We start from the raw sequence: 18,224 nt of genomic DNA on the forward strand, positions 1-18,224 counted from the left end.
TATGAATATCGAACTGAATGATGATAATGTTTCTTGGGTGTTGGATAATAAAAAAATTACAGTGTTAGGTGATTTTATCGATGCGATTTATGATAAGCGATTAGGTAGTGTTGTTGCTCTGAGTATGGATAGTATTCATTTTTTTAGCAAAGATGGAGTATTGATTGCTATAAAACAATTCATACTTAGAGATCCTAGTTACCATATATATTGTTTGGCAAATGAGCTTAGTAAGATAGGCGAGGTAATAAGGGTGGTTATTGCACACGAACCTCCATTTAAAGGTGAGCGTTTTTGGCAGCATGAAATTAATTTTGAAAATGGAATTATTTCCGAACCGATTGCACAGTGGCGATAATAGTTATTTAGAGTAAGGTGATGACTTATTGGTGAAGAGTGATTTGTTTGTCCATATATTCCTGTTGAAATTATATTACTATATTTTTTAATCCCATTTAGTTAGTAAGGGCGTTGAAACAGCTTCCCCTTACTGATGTTTAGGGGGGGCATATTTTCAATATGTCCGTTTTATAAATTTGTCTATTTATGAAAATCTCGGGCAATAATTTAGTGTTGGCTCATTATGAAAATAGAGTTGAGCCATGGCGAAACATTCTTAGTGAGCAAAACGGCGTTGTTTCCCAAATTAGCCAGAAAGTCATGACTTCGCCTGCCCTGGGTGACCGCTACACTCGGGGCTGTCTGACAGGTAGTTCCAAGGTATTCAGTTTGTTTATGGCGCTGACATACGCCATGACTTCTCCCACCTGACCATTGTAGTTACGCAGACTGATTTTCCCCGTCAGCAACTGCTTGAACCGATACATCGCCGTCTCTGCCAGTGAGCGACGGTGATACCCCGATATCTTCTTCCAGTGCGCCAGCCCTTCCTTGCGTATCACCAGCACAACGTCATTTCTTGGATGTCCTTTTTTCCATAACCCCGCGCTCTTGCGAGGCGGGATACAGGCTGTCGCCCCTTTGCGCGAGATAAGCTGATGGCTGGCTTTGCTGTCATAGGCGCCATCTGCATAAACTCGTCCCAGCTTGCGCCGCAGTGGATTGAGCAAGGTCGGCAACACCTCGGCATCATGGACATTTTCTAATGACACCTCCGCCGCCACGATATCGTGGGTTACCGGGTCTACTGCCAGATGCAACTTGCGCCAGACTCGCCGTTTTTCGGCGCCGTGTTTTCTGACCTTCCACTCGCCTTCACCAAACACCTTCAGCCCGGTTGAGTCGATAACCAAGTCGGTAATGCGTCCCTTTGGGGGCTGTCGATAGGCCACTGTCACCGTACGTGCTCGCTTGCTGACACAGCTATAGTCCGGTGCACACAACGGCACATTCATCAACTCGAACAGGGAGTCTAGTAGTCCCTGGGTTGCCCGCAGAGTGAGGTTGAACATCCCCTTGAGCATCAGGAAGGTGGCGATGGTTTGGTCGGTGTAGAGCTGGCTACGGCCCCGCCGTCCATGATGGTCGTGGTGAAACCAGTTGCTCATGGCCTCGGCATCAACCCAGAAGGTGAGTGAACCACGATTAATCAAAGACTTGTTGTATTTAGGCCAGTTGGTGATGGGGTGAAGCGACGTGCCCATAATGCAGACTTGAAGAGGATGGTGATGATCAGATCACCGAGTCCTCAGTTAGTTCCACTCAAGCTTCATCGATTTGGGCAACAACGCCATGGGGTACATGATGCCGCCGCCCCGGGCCGATGCCGACGGGATCCCCGGGCCCAGCACAAGGTCTGAGAGTGCCAGCCCGTAGGCGACCCCCAGCATGCTGGAACCACACTTGGAAATAAACCAGAGGGCGACGCGCTTGCCCAGACCGGTCTTGATCACCGCCCGGGAAATGAACATGGCAATACCGATCAGCCAGATGGTGCCATTGGCGAAGCCGGACAGGGCGGCAACCTGCTGATCCCCCTTGACTGTCAGCGGGGTCACCCCCGTCAGGGCTGCGACAATCAGGGCTATCATGGTGACGGCCCCCATTGGCATGACTTTTATTATGATGGCGAAAATAGTGGTGGCAAAAATAGCAAACATATGCCAGGCATTTTCTGCGAGCCCGGCAGGTGCGGGAATAAACCAAATAATGCAACCGAACAAAAGGGTAAGGATCCCTTTCCATAGCGGAAAGGCCAGTTTTACTGGTATTAACTCGGTTTGGTCATTCATTGCGACTCCCCGTATATGTGATGGTTGGAATAATTATTTTTGGCCCTATATTTGGGGGGCGGCAGCTAAAAATCCTTGATGCTAATCAAGGGTTTTATCATTTGGGAAAGTATAAAAAGAATATATAAAACAGACTTTTTGAAATGAATTGCGGAGCAATCATCTGCTTTTTGACAAGTGCCATTTTATGGCCACGAAGATTATGCTTCGGATTGACGTTGTACAGCACGAAACTGCGATTTATCGGGACAAAAAAAGAGGTGTCGTGCGCACTTGATGAGGTGGGTGTACAGCGAGCATCCTTGCCCATCAGCGGCACTTTTGAGGGGATGCTACGACCGTTATTCACAGGCTTTTTCTTGCCCAATACAGGGAATGCAATCTGCGTGTCGCAGCAAAGGAATCGGGATGGGGCCGTTGTTGGCCCCTTTCAAAGTGGGAGGCGTGAGCTGAGTGCCGGGTTTGCTGGGGACACCGGGTAAACGGCGGCCCTTAGTTGCGGTAGAGAACCTTGATCAGGTGAAAGCCGAACTTGGTGCGCACCGGCCCCAATACCTTGAGCAACTCCCCCTTGAAGACGGCATCGTCGAAGGATTTGACCATGTCCCCCTTGGAGAACTCCCCCAGATCGCCGAAGCGCTTGCCGGAGGGGCAGGTGGAGAAACGCTTGGCCATCTGGCCGAAGTCGGCGCCCTTCTCGATCTTCTCCTTGATCTCCAGACACTGTTTCTCTGTCTTGACCAGGATGTGCTGGGCACAGGCTTTTTTCATGGGGCGCTCCTCGGGTTAACGGGTGGATGGCAAATCGGGGGCGCAAGGGTACCCCAAATTGCCCTCCGCGTCAGCCGTCCGGGTAACGCTTGACAGAGCCTTGCCGCCATCAGGGGTGGCTGCTGGTGGCCAGTTGCGCTCTGGGGCGAGCCTGCCAGAGGATTTCCAGTCCCAGCAGGGCATAGAGGCTCCAGATGGCCAGCGGGTTGAGCCATTCGCCACCAAGCTGCATCGTCAGCAAGGCAGCTGCCACCAGCAACAGTGTGATGCCGGGCAGGCGCCAGTAAGCGGGCAGGGGCGCCAGCAACGCCATGGTCAGCAGGATGGCGAGACCAAATGGCAGGTTGAGTGCGGTAAAGGCCAGCGCCTGCTGGCCGTTCATGCCGGTCAGCAGCGCCAGCAGGGCGCTGCAACAGGCGAGAAAGGTGATGAATTCGAGCCGGTCGGCAATGTAGTCAGCCATCTGTTCGCTACGAGCATGCATGATGGGATCTCCTTCGGTTGATGGCTTGAGTGTGCGCGAGGGTGTCAGACAAGGGCAGCGGGATAATTCGATTGCACTGAACGAGCCAGTCTCAATCCCGCGTGGCGCGGGCCTTGTCGCGGGATAGCGGGGTTTGAGAGGCAGGCTGTTCAATCGACCGGCAGGTTCCGACAAGCCTTGTCGTGGCACACCCACGGACGCGCTGTTCGACGTGGGCCGGGAGTGATGGATATTTATCCGGTTTCAGATGGCTAGCGGTATCCTGGGTCGGCGAGCGAGGCCAAAGGGGGCACCTGGCTGCGCAATTTGTGGCCAACATCTTAAAATCTATGGCGAATTTGCCAGGCCGGCGGCTCTGTCGTTGGCGAAAGCCTATGTTAGGATAGGGTTCGCCATATGTTGGTGCGCTCTTGGTCCGACCCCGTGCATGACTGCGTTCCCCGCTTGGCGGGCGAGCAGCTGCACTGGGCTGTGCCTGTGTGCGTCTTTATATTCGTTACCCAACTTTCAGGAATATCGACCTTTGACCGGATGCAATCCATCCCTGCCGGCAGGGCGTTTACTCTCCGGCACCGCCTGTCGTCGCGGCCTGCTGATCCTGGCGCTGGGCCTGTTTCTGTCGCTCCTGGCGGCGCCAGCGCTGGCGGCCAAGCTCACCTATCAGGTCAAGGGAGTGAAAGGGGACAACAAGGACAACGTTGAAGCCTATCTGAACGCCCTGCCCGTCTATCAGGAGCGCCAGTATCGTCCTGCCCGCCCCAAGATCATCGAGAGCGTGCAAAAGGCGCTGCAGGTGTATGGCTACTACGAGCCCAAGATCACCCTCAGCCGCGACGAGAAGAAGCCATCCCGGGTCATCGTCACCATCGACAAGGGGGAGCCGGTCATCGTCTCCCGTCTCGACGTCTTGCTGGAAGGGGATGCCAGCAGTGACGAGCGTTACAGCGAGCTGCTGGATCAGCTGCCCCTGAAAGAGGGGGAGCCCCTCAACCATGCCAAATATGAATCCATCAAGGCCGATCTCGGCAGTCTGGGGCTGGCGCGCGGCTATTTCGACGCCAGGTTGAGCAAGAGCCAGGTCAAGGTGTTCCCCGACAAGGGCACGGCGGAGATCTTCATCCTGTTCCAGTCCGGTCATCGCTACCGTTTTGGCGATATCCGCTATGACGCCACCCCCGAAGCGCTCAAGCTGATCAAACCGCTCATCACCATCAAGGATGACGAACCCTATCTGGCCATCCGCCTGGCCGAGATGTCCCAGGATATCTCCTCCACCAAGCTGTTCCGTCAGGTGGATATCAAGCCCCAGATCAGCGAAGCGACCGATTACCGGGTGCCCATCTCGGTGACCCTGGCCAACCGGGTCGACCACGAAATAGAAGCGGGTCTGGGCTATGCCACTGACGTGGGGCCGCGGATGAGCGCAACCTGGGAGAAGCCCTGGGTCAACCGTTACGGCCACCGCCTGTTTGCCACCGCCAAGGTGTCGGCGCCGGAGGCGGAGCTTAGCTTCGACTACCAGATCCCGGTGGGCAACCCGCTGCGGGACTACTACTCCATCCAGAGTGGCTACCAGTACAAGGACAACAACGACACCCGCTCCGATCTCACCACCATAGGGGTGCACCGTTGGACCCGGCGGCCGGAGAGCTGGGATCGCGACGTCTTCATCCGCCTGGAGAACGAGGTCTATACCCAGGGCATGGACGAGGGGAACAGCTTGCTGGTGATCCCCGGCGTCTCCTGGTCGCGGCTGCGGGTGCGTGGTGGCCTGGTGCCCGATTGGGGGGATCGCCAGCAGCTCACCCTGGAGTTTTCCGATCCCACCTGGGGATCCGACATCAGCTTCGTGCGGGTGTGGGGCCGCAGCAAGTGGCTGCGCACCCTGGGCGAGGATCATCGCTTCCTGATGCGGGCCGAGCAGGGGGCCATCATAGGGGACAGCTTCTCCCTGGTGCCGCCATCCCTGCGCTTCTTCACCGGGGGCGATCAGACGGTGCGTGGTTTTGACTATGAAACCATCTCCCCGACCGGGCCGGATGGCAAGCTGACCGGGGGCCGTTATACCAGCGTGGCCAGCCTGGAGTACAACTACCGCTTCAGCGAGAAGTGGCTGGGGGCTCTGTTCGTGGATGGCGGTACCGCCACCGTCGATTACAGCGAGCCGTGGAAAATCGGCACCGGGATCGGGGTGCGCTGGGTTACCCCCATCGGTCAGGTCAGACTCGATCTGGCGGTCGGAGTATCGGAAGAGGATAAGCCCGTGCGGCTGCATTTCGCCTTGGGGCCTGAATTATGATCTGGGTAAAGCGTCTTTTTCTCTGGCTGATGGGCCTCGTTTTTCTGCTGCTCATCGGCGTCAGCCTGCTGGGCTTCACCCATCAGGGCAACAAGTGGCTGTGGCAACAGGCCAAGGGCGCTCTCCCTTCCCTCAAGGGGGAGCTGGTGGCGGGCCAGCTCGGTTATGGCTGGACCCTGGAAGGGGTCGGTTGGCAGGATGAGCTGGTGGATGTTTCGGTCGAGCGCGCCGTGCTGGACTGGGATCTGGGCAAGCTCCTGCAGGGCAAGCTCTGGATCAAATCCCTGGTGGTCACCCATCCGGTGGTGAAGGTCGCCGACTCCGAACCCACGCCGCCAGAGCCCTCCGAACCCTTTGTCTGGCAACCACTGCCCCTCAAAATCCAGGTAGACACCCTGCAGGTGGCCGATCTCGATCTGGCCGTGCCCGGTGTGGCCGTGACCCTGGGCTCGCTGGATATAGGCGCGACCCTCGATCGCAAGGGGCTGATAGTGCGCGGCCCCGTGCTGGATGGTCTGAGCGTCACCCTGGCTGACACGCCGCCAGCCAAAGCAGCGGCCGAAGAGAGTGCCAAGGCCGGGAAAACGGCTCAGGGCAAGGCTCAGGATAAGGCGAGCGGGACAATCAACAGCGAGTCAACTCAGGCTGATAAAGCAGCGGCCATCGAGCTGCCCGCCATTTCCCTGCCATTTCCCGTCCAGCTGGAAGGAGTGAGTCTGACCCGTTTTCGTTATCAGCAGGGCGATCTGATCGAAGCCGTCGACAAGCTGCACCTCTCGGCCGGCGCCGAGGAGGATCGCATCGAACTGCGCGAGCTTTCGCTGCGCCACGCCATGGCCGATCTCGCCCTCAAGGGGAATATTCGCCTGGGCGATGATTATCCGCTGGATCTGACCCTGGATGCCAAGGCGCGCAAGGGCTTGCTCGATGGCGAGCTTAAAGGGGAGCAGGCCACCCTGGCCCTGAGCGGGTCGGTCGGCAAGCTGGATCTGGCCTTGCAGGCCAAGGGGCCGGTAGCCGCCAGCCTCAAGGGGTCGCTGGCAGCCCTCGACCCGGATCTGCAGTTTGATCTGGCACTCGACTGGAAGAGCCTCGGCTGGCCCTTGCACAAGCCGGCCAAGGATGAGCCGAATTACCGGCTGGACAAGGGGAGCCTGACCGCCAAGGGCAAGCTCTCCGGCTATCAGTTTGCCCTCAAGACGTCGGGCAAGGGGACGGATGTGCCCCCGTTCAAGATTGCCCTCGATGGCAAGGGGGATCTCGAACAGCTGAGCAAACTGGCCCTGCGGCTCGAGGCTCTCAAGGGGGAGTTGACCCTGGATGGCAAGCTGGCCTGGCAAAAGGGAGTCCACTGGCAAGGGAGCACCCGCTTCAAGGGGATCAATCCGGCCGAGCTGGTGCCGGAGCTCAAGGGCACCCTGGCCGGAGAGATAGAGAGCCGTTTCGTGATGAACGAGGCGGGCCGCTGGGAGCTGAACCTGCCCATCCTCAGGGTGGATGGCAAGCTCAACCAGTATCCGCTGGCCATCAAGGGGGAGGCGAGTGGCAATGACAAGATGGAGTGGCGCATTCCCGGGCTGTCGCTGCAAAGCGGCCCCAACCGGTTGCAGGCCAAGGGACAGATCAGCCAGCAGGTATGGCAACTGGTGGCCGATCTCGATGCTCCCAATCTGGCGGGGCTCTATCCCGGTCTGAAGGGGGACATCAAGGGGCAGGTGCGCCTGGGGGGCAATCAGCAGGCGCCTCGGGTGACCACTGAGCTTTTGGCCAATCGCCTCTATTATGCGGGCACCAACATCAAGGGGATCGCCATCAAGGGCAATGCCCTGGTGGGTGACAAGCCTGCGGGTGAGCTGGCGCTCACCGTGGCCAGCCTGACCCAGGGAGAGACCAAGCTAAGCCAGTTGGCTCTGGCCCTCGACGGGGATCTGGCGCGCCATCAGCTCACCCTGACGATGAAGGGCGATCCGGTGGCCGCCAATCTCAAGCTGGGTGGCGGCGTGCGCGGGGATCACTGGCGCGGGACCCTCTCCGAGCTCAAGCTCAAGACCCCCTTGCGGCGTTGGAGTCTGACCAACCCCTGGGCGCTGGATCTCGATCTGCCGCGCCAGCGCTTGGCGATGGGGGATCTCTGTCTTGACTCCCAAGGGGCCAACCTCTGCATCAAGGGCAGTCAGGTATCGGCCGAGCAGGGGGCGCTGGAGTTTGCCCTCAACGGGTTTGATCTCAAGCGGCTGCGCCCCTGGCTGCCGGACAACTTCCGCTGGCAGGCGGTGCTCTCCGCCGATGGCCGTGCCAGCTGGCGCGGCAGCCAACCAACCCTGCATGCGGTGGTGCGCACCACGCCGGGCAGCTTTGTGGCTGACGAGATCAAGACCGATTATCAGCAGTTGGCGCTGGCCGTGGAGTTCGAGCGCCAGCAGGCGGCGATCCGCCTCGACTTCGCCTCGCAGCAGATCGGCAATATCGATACCGACTTGCTGATCAGGGAGCCCGCCGGTCGCGGCCAGCTCGGGGGCCAGCTCAAGTTTGACGATCTCAAGCTCGACACCTTTGCCCCCCTCATTCCCGAGGTGCGCTCCCTGCAAGGGGTGATCTCTGCCAACGCCCGCTTCGAGGGAACCCTGGCATCCCCCCTGCTGTTCGGTCAGCTCAATCTGCTGGATGGCGAAGTGCAGACTCACTCCGATATGGTGACCCTCTCCAAACTGGTGACCCGCCTCAAGATCGAGGGCAACCGCGCCGAGCTGGATGGCTCCATGCTGGTGGGCAAGGGGCCGCTGGCCCTCGGCGGCTGGCTCAGCTGGGCCAAGATGCCGGTGAGTGGCAGCCTGACCATCCAGGGGGATGAACTGGAGGCGCAATACCCGGGCATGGGCCGGGTGCGGGTCTCCCCGGACATCGCCATCTCGTTGGGGGAGGAGACCCGCATCACCGGCAAGGTGGATATTCCCTGGGCGCGGATCCTGGTCAAGAGTTTGCCGGACTCGGCGGTTGCCGTCTCCGATGACGTGACCGTGGTGTACGACGATCTGCCGCCACCGCCTCCCCAGGCCAGCCTGCCACTGCTGATGAAGGTGGCGATCCGGCTCGGTGACGACGTGAAACTGGAGGCGATGGGGCTCAAGACCAATGTCTCCGGTGGGCTCAGTATCAATCAGGATCCGGGCAAGCCACTGGCGGGCAACGGCCAGCTGGTGCTGACCGACGGCCGCTTCAAGGCCTATGGCCAGAACCTCATCATCAAGGAGGGAAGGATCATCTTCTCCGGCCCCCTCGATCGCCCCTTCCTCAATATCGAGGCCTATCGTGACCCGGATACCATAGAGGATCAGGTGACGGTCGGGGTACGGGTGACGGGGCCGGCCACCAAGCCGGAGATCAAGGTCTATTCCGAACCCCAGATGGCCCAGTCCGAACAGCTCTCCTATCTGCTGCGCGGCAAGGGGCTGCAGACGGGCGGCGAGGATGGCGGCTTCAACGGCTTGCTGGTAGCCGGCGCGGTCAGCCAGGCCAACGGCGTGGTGTCGAGCATCGGCGAGGCGCTGGGGATGAGCGATGTTTCCCTCGATACCGCCGGCAGTGGCGACGACACCCAGGTGACTCTCTCCGCCTATCTGCTGCCCGGTTTGCAGTTCCAGTACGGGGTGGGGGTATTCAGCCCGATCGCCGAGTTCAAGCTGCGCTACGAGGTGCTGCCGCGACTCTATCTTCAGGCCATGAGCGGGGTCGCCCAGGCGGTGGATGTCTTCTATCGCTTCACCCTCTAACGGGGGCGACCGTGACTGACGAAACGGGAGGCGCTGGCCTCCCGTTTTTTATCCTGATTGCGAGGTGTAAGGGAAAGAATTGGGCGGGCCGGAAAAGCGAAAACCCGGCGCAAGGCCGGGTTTTCTGAATGATGGTGGAGGGAGAAGGATTCGAACCTTCGAAGGCAGAGCCGTCAGATTTACAGTCTGATCCCTTTGGCCGCTCGGGAACCCCTCCACGGGGTATTGCAAACAGATTGTGGCACTTGAAATGGTGGAGGGAGAAGGATTCGAACCTTCGAAGGCAGAGCCGTCAGATTTACAGTCTGATCCCTTTGGCCACTCGGGAACCCCTCCACAAGTGCGAGGCGCATACTAACAGATCTTCCGCTTTTGTGAACCCCCAAGCGGGATTTTTCCATTAAAAGAATCGGATTGATGGCCGATAAGAAGTGAAATCGCCATTTTCAAGAGTTATGCCATGCTACCCCGCTCAATCCGTGATCACCTGCTCGTCGATGAGGGCCAGTTGGGGCAACGCCTCAACCTGGATCTGCAGCATGGCGATCGGGCGGATTTTCGGCTGCACCTGGCGTTGCTCACCGATTCGGTGGAGGAGCAGCCCTGGTTTGATGCCAAGCCGGCCGCCGCGCCGGATGAGCGGGACTGGCGGGCCCATTTCGGGTTGCGCCCAGCAGAAGCCTTGATGGCAGAAGAGGCGACCCGCGACAGCAGTGCCCTCAACGAGCGGTTGCAGCAGGGGGGCAGCATGGTGGATGTGCGGCTGTGGCTGGCATTGCAGCCACAGCCACTGGTGGCAAAGCAACCGCTGCTGGATGAGGCGGTCTACGACAACCTGACGCCACTCGGGCGTGAGCGGCTGCGGGGAGCACTTGCGGATGAGCCCAGGCAGGAAGATCCGCTGGTGCTGTTGCCTGTGCTGGATCGCCTGCAGCAGGGCATCGATACCCGGCTCCACTGGCTCGGTTGAGCGAGACGGGTTGCATGAAGGGCGGTTCGAGTCGCCCATGTCGGTAAGCGAATGCGGGTATGCAGCAGGCATACAAAAGGCGGGATATCCCGCCTTTGTGTTGAATGACTGAGTTAACCTTGCCGGGAGTTATGCGTCGGCTTCATCCGGTTGTGGCATCTCCTTGCGTGTGCCATTGGCGCGACGGGCGATCGGTTTTTCGGTGTGGCGGTTGATTTGACGCTCCAGTTTTTGTCCCAGTTCATTGATGGCGGCGTAGAGATCCTCATGCTCTGCCTGGGCAAACAGCTTGCCGTTGGGGATGCCAGCAGTGGCTTCGACGATAAACATCAGACGCTCTTTGGACACAATCACATGGGGTGTGATGAGAGGCACCTGAAGACGCTCGAGCTTGTCAAAACGGGATTCGATGCGCTCGCGGATAGCCGGGGTGATGTCGATGATTTTGCTGGTAATTTCGATTTTCATATTGGCCCCCTTCGGGTCGTCTTGCTTGTGTCTTCACCTTCAGATTACTCATCGGCAGTATTGAAAATGTGATATTGATCACAAAATCTCCCGCCATGTATTTAGCGATTTGTAAATTGTGAGCTTTTCCGGTTTCGTGCCAAAAATAGCTTGAGCTCCTTGAAACTGGCAGGCAGTATGACGGGAATAGGATCGTTTCTGTCCCTTCTTGGCAGCACCTTGTGTCGACTTCTTGTCCGGTTAACCCGGTTTTCCCCGCTCGATACTGCATGTTAGCCCCCTCTCTGTATTGTCTTTGAACTCATGAGTCGATGTGGGGAGTGGTTGTGCCCGTTTTGCCTGGACATCAAACGTGAGCGATTGTTGTGTTGGAGTTGTAGATGAAGCAGCAAGCCACTCAAATCATGTGGTTTTATGATCGGCAGCATGATCAGTGGAGCCTCTCCGATCAGGGCGCCTACCAGCAGTGGCAGGGGGAGGGGAAACACCCCTGGGCAGGTTGCCTGCAGCCGGAAGATGAAGCGGGCTTTGCCGATTTTTTGGCGCGTCTGCATCAATCCACCTTGCCGGAACAGTTCATCGGCCATCTCAAGGATGAACGGGGCCTGTTCAGTCACGTGATCTGGAGTGGGCAATACGTTCCCAGCCAGCAGTTGTGCTGCGGTTGGCTGGCGCCCCTTGACGGGATGAGCGCTGCGGCCGAATCACTCAATCTCGCCCAGCCATTGCAGACCTCATTGCTGACCCGCCTGGCCCAGGCGCTTTCTGCCTGTACCGGTACCGAGTTTTTCAACACCCTGGTCAACCAGCTGACTCACATCCTCAAGGTGGATGCCGTCTGGGTGGGTGAGCTGAGCGGGGTGGACAGGATCAAGGTGCTGGCTGCCGACGGGCTGGATATCCGGGATTACCCCCTGGCGGGCACCCCGTGCCAGCAACTCTATCGGCAGGGAACCAGCTGTCAGGTGAACCTGGATGAGCTGAGCGAATGCCTGACCCCTTCCCGACCCGGACAGCGCTATTATGGTCAGCCGCTGTGCGATAGCCGAGGTCAGCTGCTGGGTCATCTGGCCCTGCTCTACTCGGCTCCCGCTGACATTGCCAATCTCGACTCCGTGCTCAACACCTTCTCGGTACGCATGGTGGCCGAGTTGGAGCGGTTGCAATCCGATGCCCAGATGCGGCTCTCCGCCGTGGCCTTTGAAACCCACGAGGGGATCATCATCACGGATCCCGGTTTCAAGGTGCTGCGGGTCAATCACGCCTTCAGCCAGATCACCGGCTTTGACAGCCAGGCCGTGCTGGGCCTGCATCTGGAAGAGGATCTCTGGCCCACCATGGGAAAACCGGGCTACGAGCTCAATACCCTGAGCCGCTGGCAGGGGGAGACCCAGCGGCGCCATGCCGATGGCCACGTCTATCCCCAGTGGGAAATCGTGACGCCGGTGCAGGATGAGAAGGGGGAGATCAGCCACTTCGTCATCTGCTTCGAGGATATCTCGGAGCGCAAGGCGGCCGAGCTGCGGATCCAGGATCTGGCCTATTACGACGAGCTGACCGGTCTGCCGAATCGGCGCCAGTTGCACGAAACCCTGGTGCAGACCTTCAACGAGGCCAGTCGCAACGGATTGATCGGGGCCCTGCTGTTTATCGATCTCGATCACTTCAAGACCATCAACGACTCCCTCGGCCACGCTACCGGTGACTGGCTGCTCAAGGAGGTGGCGACCCGTCTCAAGCGGCTGGTGCGTCAGGGGGACTGTCTCGCTCGCCTCGGTGGCGACGAATTCGTGCTGCTGTTGCCCTCTCTCTCTGCCAGCCCGCCCCAGGCCGAGATGCAGGCCGACATCATCGCCGAGCGCCTCATCACCGAGATTGCCTCCCCTTACAGCCATGGCGGGCAGGTATTGCATATCGGCGCCAGCGTCGGCATCACCCTGTTTCCGGATCGGGAACAGGGGGTCGACGATCTGCTCAAACAGGCGGATACCGCCATGTATCAGGCCAAGTCTGCCGGGCGCAAGACGCGGCGTTTCTTCGATGCCTCCATGCAGCATCAGGCGGATCGGCGCCTGCTCATCCACAACGAGCTGCGCAACGCCCTGAACAAGAACGAACTGACCCTCTATTACCAGCCGCAGCACCTGGTGGATGGCGGCGATCTCATCGGTATTGAAGCCCTGATCCGCTGGCAGCCGCCGGGCCGTGCCCTGGTCTCGCCCGCCGAGTTCATCCCCATTGCCGAGGAGACGGATCTCATCGTCGACATCGGCAACTGGGTGTTGCATGAGGCGTGTGTCCAGTACGTGTTGTGGGAGGAGAGTGGCATCCACATTCCCCAGATCTCGGTCAATGTGAGCGCCAAGCAGTTTCATGCCACCGATTTCGTCGAGCGGATCCACGATGTGCTGTCACAAACCGGCATGGATCCGGCCTGCCTCAACCTGGAGATCACCGAGTCGGTGGTGCTGGGCCATGCCGAGGACACCATCAGCAAGATGGCGGAGCTCAAGGCCCTTGGCATCAGCTTTGCCATCGACGATTTTGGTGCCGGCTACTCGTCCCTCAGCTATCTCAAGCGGCTGCCCGCCGACGAGCTCAAGATCGACCGCTCCTTCATCCAGGACATTCCGCGGGATGGGGACAACATGGCCATTGTCGAGGCAGTGATAGCCATGGCGCGCCACATGGGGTTCAACGTGACGGCGGAAGGGGTGGAGTCGCGCCAGCAGCTCGAGTTTCTCAAGGCGCAGGGGTGCAGCTTCTACCAGGGCTACCTCGCCTCCAAGCCGTTGCCAGTGCCTTATCTGGAGAAATATGTGCAGCGGCTGGCCAAACCCGAGTACCAGCGCGACGTCCATCTGGCCTGCGCGGAAAAATAGTCGTCATCCCCGCTTTCGCGCCGCCCGGCTGCGGGTAGAATGGGCATTTCCGGATCCACCGCCTGCGGGCGGTGGCGTGCTTCCCAATGGAGATGTTCAGTGAAAGCTGTGTGGGGAATTCTCTTAACGACACTGTTTGCGCCAGGGATCATGGCCCAGACCCAGGATCAGAGTCTGTACCGTCAGGCCTATGATGCCGTGCGGGCCAACGATCAGGCCCGTTTTCAGCAGCTTCGCGCTCGCTTGACCCATTACCCTCTGCTGCCCTATCTCGATTACTTCCAGCTCGCCTTTCGGCCCGGGGCGGCCGATTATCAGGATGTGACCCGTTTCATCCGCCAGCATGGGGATACCCCCCAGTCAAACCGGCTGGAGCGTACCTATCTGACCTATCTGGCCCAGAGCCAGCAGTGGTCGCAGTTCCTGCGCTTCTACCCGGCCAAGCCCAAATCGACCGACCTGCTCTGCATGCACTATCAGGCGCTCTATTACACCGGCAAGACCAGGGAGGCGTTGCAGGGGGCGGGCAAGATGTGGATGAGCGGGCAATCCCGTCCCGATGCCTGTGATCCGCTGTTCACCCTCTGGCAGGGGGCAGGTTTGCGCACCCAGGACAAGATCTGGCAGCGGATGACGATGGCCTTCGAGGCGGAAAATCCCAACCTGATCCGCCATCTGGGGGCCTCCCTCGGTACCGGCCTGCAGGGGTATGGCAACCAGATGGTGACCCTGTTCGAACAGCCGGCCAAGGCGATGAACCCCACCTACTTCAGCAACAACCCTTACTCCAGGAAGTTGTTGTCGCTGGGGCTGACCCGCTATGCCAACCAGCAGCCGGAGGCTGTGCTGCGCCAGCTTGACCTGTTTCGCAGCCGCTTTGGCCTGAGCCAGGCCGATATCAAGCCGGTGGAGCGGGCTATCGCCCGCCGCCTGCTGCTGGATCGTTCGAGGAGCGAGCGCCAGTGGCTGGACAACACGGTCAGGTTGCTGGCCGATCCGGATATCACCGAATTGCGAGCCAGGCTCGCCATCTGGGAAGAGGATTGGCGCGGTCTCTCCGGCTGGGTGAAGATGATGCCGATGGCACGCCAGAAGGAGGATCGCTGGCGCTACTGGATGGCCCGCTCGCTGGAGGTACAAGGGCAGCAGAAGCAGGCCCGCGACCTTTACCTGGAGACCGCCAATCTGCGCGGTTTCTACGGGTTTATGGCCGCCCAGCGTACCGGCGCCCCCTACCGGATGAAGAACCAGACGGTGCCGCATGTACCGGACTGGCGCAGCGCGAGCCGGCGCTGGCCCTTCCTGCTTCGGGTGCAGGAGCTCCTGGCCATGAACGAGGTGGCGGCTGCCCGCTCGGAGTGGATCCACAACCTGGATCGCAACCCGGTGGCCCAGCGTATCGAATTTGGCCACATCGCCCTCAATCGGGGCTGGCATGATCTGGCGATCCTCGCCAGCATCCGTGCCGAGGCTTGGGATGCCCTCGAGTTGCGTTTCCCCAAACCCTACAAGCAGACCTTCAGTCAGGTGGCCCGCGAGCGGGCGGTCAATATGAGCCTGCTCTACGCCATTTCCCGCCAGGAGAGCGCTCTCTACCCGCGGGCACAATCGCCGGTGGGGGCGAGGGGCCTGATGCAGCTGATGCCCGCGACCGCGAAAGAGACTGCCGGCAAGATTGGGGTGCCCTATCGCAGTGAGCAGCAACTGTTTGATCCTGCAATGAATATCCGTTTGGGCAGCGCCTATCTCAAACGCCTGCTGGATGTCTATGACGGCAACCGGATCCTGGCGGCTGCGGCCTACAACGCAGGCCCCGGCCGGGTGAAGCGCTGGCGTGAGCAGAGTGCCGACAAGCCGATGGACGTGTGGGTTGAGAGCATCCCTTACCGGGAGACGCGCAACTATGTGCAGAACGTGCTGTCGTTCGATCTCATCTATCAGCACAAGTTTCAGCAGCCGCTGCGGTTCATGTCCGATCGTGAACTCAAGCACGGCTATTGAATGCGGGGGCCGCTGGCCCCTGCCTGTTACCCGGCGCCGGGTATCACGGCGCAAGAATTTGTTACCAAAGGAAACCTGTCAGGTGACCTGGCTCCGGGAATCGGATCCGCGAGCAGGATATACTGGGCCGTCGGTACCGACAGGTTCCCCACAATAAAGGAATGGATAGTGGCAACGATTAAAGACGTTTCTCAGCTGGCAAATGTGTCCATCTCAACCGTCTCCCGGGTGATCAACAACACGGCACAGGTCGCGCCGGAAAAGCGCGAGGCCGTGCTGGCGGCGATGAAGGAACTCAATTTTCGTCCCAACAGCTTTGCCCAGGCCCTGGTCAGCAAGCGCTCCAACTGCATCGGCGTGCTGGTCGGCGATCTCTGTGGCGGCCCCTTCTTCGCCCAGATGATGCGAGGCATTGAAGCCATGGTCGATCGGGCCAACAAGTTCACCATAGTGATGTCAGGCAACCATGACATCACTCGCGAGCGTCATGCCATCCAGGCACTGCTGCAGCGCCAGTGTGACGCCCTGATCCTGCACAGCAAGGCGTTGCCCGATGAGGAGCTGAGCGAGCTGGCCGCCGGATCCACCCCTGTGGTCTTTATCAACCGCCAGGTGCCGGGAGCCGAAGATCGCTGCGTCTGGCTCGATAACCAGGCCGGTATCACCACGGCGTGCCAGCATCTGCTGGAGGCCGGCCACCGCAAGATCGCCTTTATCACCTCGGACGATGAAGAGTTCGTCGACGGCCAGCAGCGCATGGCGGGCTACACCCAGACCCTGGCCCAGGCCGGTATCGCACTGGAACCGGCCTTGATCGGCCGTGGCTTTGCCGATGAGAACGGCGGTTATGTGGCGATGAACGAGCTGCTCTCCCGCGGGGTTGAATTTACCGCTGTGCTTGGTTTCAACGATGCCATGGTGGCGGGAGCCATCTCCTGTCTGCTGGAGCGGGGTTACAAGATCCCGCAGCAGGTCTCGGTGGTGGGGTTCGACGATATCCCTTATGCCCGCTACATCTATCCCAAGCTCACCACGGTGCGTTATCCCATCGAGGAGATGGGGAGCCGTGCCGCCGAGCTGGCTCTTCGCCTGCTCGATCACAAGCCGGCCGACGGCCTGTCACTCAAGTTTGAAGCCAGGCTGGTGGAGCGCGAGTCCGTCGCCTGACACCCGCCAAAGAGAGTAAAAATGTGGCCCCGTCGGGGCCATATTGCGCTCTGGCACTGTACCTGAAATGCTGCCGTTTTATCTCAACTTGCCAGCGCAATCCGCCGCCGGCGTCTTGCCTCCACCCCTTCGGCCAGCATATCGAGCAGTACCAGGGTCTGTTCCCAGCCGATGCAGGCGTCGGTGATCGACTGGCCGTAGCACAATGGCTGGCCACCCTTGATCTCCTGACGCCCTTCACACAGGAAACTCTCCACCATCACGGCAGCGATCCCCTGGTTACCAGCTGTCAGCTGATTGGCCAGATCCTGTGCCACCCGCAGTTGGCGAAGATGCTGCTTCTGGCTGTTGCCGTGGCTGCAATCGACCATCAGCCGGGGAGCAAGGTGGTGTCGTTGCAACAGTAAACAGGCTTGTTTCACGGCATCATGTTGATAGTTGGGTTGGCGGCCGCCACGCAGGATCAGGTGGCAATCCTTGTTGCCGTGGCTACGAACCAGTGTCATGCGCCCCTCACCATCCGGTTGGGTGTAGAGGTGAGCAGCCCGACTGGCGAGGATCGCCTCCACGGCGACCTGGACATTGCCATCGGTACCATTCTTGAAACCGATGGGGCAGGGGAGCGCAGATGCCAGCTGGCGATGGAACTGGGATTCGGTGGTGCGCGCTCCGATGGCTCCCCAGCTGATAAGATCCCCCAGATAGAGCATGCTGGTGAGATCGAGAAACTCGGTAGCGCAAGCGAGGCCAGCTTCTCCCAGCTCCAGTAGCAGAGCGCGTGCCTGGTGCAATCCCTCCGCCAGTCGGTCGCTACCATCGAGGCAGGGATCGAAGATAAATCCCTTCCAGCCGAGGGTGGTGCGTGGTTTTTCGAAATAGGTGCGCATCACCAGCAGCAGTTGATCGCCGTAGCGTGTCTGCAGCTCGACCAGCCGAGCGCCATAGTCGCGAGCGGCGACCGGATCGTGAATGGAGCAGGGGCCAATCACCAACAGCAGGCGATCATCCATGCCTTGCAGGATCTGGCTGGCATGGTGGCGGTGGTCGCTGATCTGGTGGGCAAGCCGGGTGGGGCAGGGGAGCGTCGCCAGCAACTCGCCCGGAGTGGGGAGAGTGGCAAGTGGCGATGCGTTCAGTAGTGAGGGGAACATGGAAGATCCTCGAACAGAGTGAAAATCTGCATGCTCATTGCTATCCAGTGGGACTTGTCCCTTGTTGTC

The 18,224-nt window shown here is 59.5% G+C and carries 13 protein-coding genes and 2 tRNA genes; 7 read left to right on the top strand and 8 right to left on the bottom strand.

Annotation, left to right across the window (positions count from 1 at the left end; translation table 11 throughout):
- Position 1 precedes the first annotated feature (1 nt).
- Positions 2 to 358: a hypothetical protein gene (locus tag I6L37_RS12330; protein ID WP_216991974.1), complete on the top strand. Its 357-nt coding sequence runs from the start codon at positions 2 to 4 to the stop codon at positions 356 to 358.
- A gap of 328 nt (positions 359 to 686) precedes the next feature.
- Here I6L37_RS12330 and I6L37_RS12335 read toward each other — a convergent pair whose 3' ends face one another.
- The 4 genes from I6L37_RS12335 to I6L37_RS12350 all read right to left on the bottom strand — a co-directional run bounded on the left by I6L37_RS12335 (position 687) and on the right by I6L37_RS12350 (position 3,447).
- Positions 687 to 1,604, bottom strand: a complete 918-nt coding sequence (locus I6L37_RS12335; protein ID WP_216991975.1) for an IS5 family transposase — start codon at positions 1,602 to 1,604, stop codon at positions 687 to 689.
- Between the two features lie 48 nt (positions 1,605 to 1,652).
- Positions 1,653 to 2,192, bottom strand: coding sequence for an SLC13 family permease (locus I6L37_RS12340; RefSeq protein WP_216991976.1), 540 nt, complete (start codon positions 2,190 to 2,192; stop codon positions 1,653 to 1,655).
- Positions 2,193 to 2,684: 492 nt separating this feature from the next.
- A complete protein-coding gene (locus tag I6L37_RS12345; protein ID WP_026457964.1) occupies positions 2,685 to 2,963 on the bottom strand; it encodes a peptidylprolyl isomerase in 279 nt (92 codons plus the stop codon).
- Positions 2,964 to 3,072: 109 nt separating this feature from the next.
- The gene (locus I6L37_RS12350) at positions 3,073 to 3,447 is read right to left on the bottom strand and encodes a hypothetical protein (RefSeq protein ID WP_216991977.1); all 375 of its coding nucleotides are present in this window, start codon (positions 3,445 to 3,447) and stop codon (positions 3,073 to 3,075) included.
- 523 nt (positions 3,448 to 3,970) lie between these two features.
- On the opposite strand from I6L37_RS12350, the gene I6L37_RS12355 reads away from it, so the two are divergent.
- Positions 3,971 to 5,746, top strand: coding sequence for an autotransporter assembly complex family protein (locus I6L37_RS12355; protein ID WP_216991978.1), 1,776 nt, complete (start codon positions 3,971 to 3,973; stop codon positions 5,744 to 5,746).
- Positions 5,743 to 9,516: a translocation/assembly module TamB domain-containing protein gene (locus I6L37_RS12360; RefSeq protein ID WP_216991979.1), complete on the top strand. Its 3,774-nt coding sequence runs from the start codon at positions 5,743 to 5,745 to the stop codon at positions 9,514 to 9,516. The genes I6L37_RS12355 and I6L37_RS12360 overlap by 4 nt, the downstream gene beginning before the upstream one ends.
- Positions 9,517 to 9,648: 132 nt before the next feature.
- On the opposite strand, the gene I6L37_RS12365 is transcribed toward I6L37_RS12360, so the two are convergent.
- Together I6L37_RS12365 and I6L37_RS12370 are read right to left on the bottom strand one after the other, a co-directional pair.
- A tRNA-Tyr gene (locus tag I6L37_RS12365) sits at positions 9,649 to 9,733 on the bottom strand.
- Positions 9,734 to 9,767: 34 nt separating this feature from the next.
- Positions 9,768 to 9,852: transfer RNA gene (locus tag I6L37_RS12370), tRNA-Tyr, on the bottom strand.
- Between the two features lie 124 nt (positions 9,853 to 9,976).
- Between I6L37_RS12370 and I6L37_RS12375 the strand changes: the two genes are divergently transcribed.
- Positions 9,977 to 10,486 (top strand): VC2046/SO_2500 family protein, encoded by a 510-nt coding sequence (locus I6L37_RS12375; protein ID WP_216991980.1) that lies wholly within the window; start codon positions 9,977 to 9,979, stop codon positions 10,484 to 10,486.
- Positions 10,487 to 10,615: 129 nt separating this feature from the next.
- Here the strand turns inward: I6L37_RS12375 and raiA are convergent, their stop codons facing one another.
- Positions 10,616 to 10,954 (bottom strand): ribosome-associated translation inhibitor RaiA, encoded by a 339-nt coding sequence (gene raiA, locus I6L37_RS12380; RefSeq protein ID WP_026456769.1) that lies wholly within the window; start codon positions 10,952 to 10,954, stop codon positions 10,616 to 10,618.
- A gap of 380 nt (positions 10,955 to 11,334) precedes the next feature.
- Here raiA and I6L37_RS12385 point away from each other — a divergent pair, with 380 nt between their 5' ends.
- The 3 genes from I6L37_RS12385 to I6L37_RS12395 all read left to right on the top strand — a co-directional run bounded on the left by I6L37_RS12385 (position 11,335) and on the right by I6L37_RS12395 (position 17,004).
- Positions 11,335 to 13,836 carry a bifunctional diguanylate cyclase/phosphodiesterase gene (locus tag I6L37_RS12385; protein ID WP_026456770.1) on the top strand — a complete coding sequence of 834 codons (2,502 nt, stop codon included), beginning with the start codon at positions 11,335 to 11,337 and terminating at the stop codon, positions 13,834 to 13,836.
- A 99-nt stretch (positions 13,837 to 13,935) separates the two neighbouring features.
- The gene (locus tag I6L37_RS12390) at positions 13,936 to 15,837 is read left to right on the top strand and encodes a transglycosylase SLT domain-containing protein (protein ID WP_061475511.1); all 1,902 of its coding nucleotides are present in this window, start codon (positions 13,936 to 13,938) and stop codon (positions 15,835 to 15,837) included.
- Between the two features lie 168 nt (positions 15,838 to 16,005).
- Positions 16,006 to 17,004, top strand: coding sequence for a LacI family DNA-binding transcriptional regulator (locus I6L37_RS12395; RefSeq protein WP_026458141.1), 999 nt, complete (start codon positions 16,006 to 16,008; stop codon positions 17,002 to 17,004).
- Between the two features lie 83 nt (positions 17,005 to 17,087).
- Here the strand turns inward: I6L37_RS12395 and I6L37_RS12400 are convergent, their stop codons facing one another.
- Entirely contained in the window at positions 17,088 to 18,155 is a 1,068-nt protein-coding gene (locus tag I6L37_RS12400; protein ID WP_061475510.1) for a 3-deoxy-7-phosphoheptulonate synthase, read from the bottom strand.
- Positions 18,156 to 18,224: the final 69 nt, after the last annotated feature.

The organism is Aeromonas sp. FDAARGOS 1407, assembly GCF_019048725.1.
In the GTDB taxonomy this organism is placed as follows: domain Bacteria; phylum Pseudomonadota; class Gammaproteobacteria; order Enterobacterales; family Aeromonadaceae; genus Aeromonas; species Aeromonas enteropelogenes.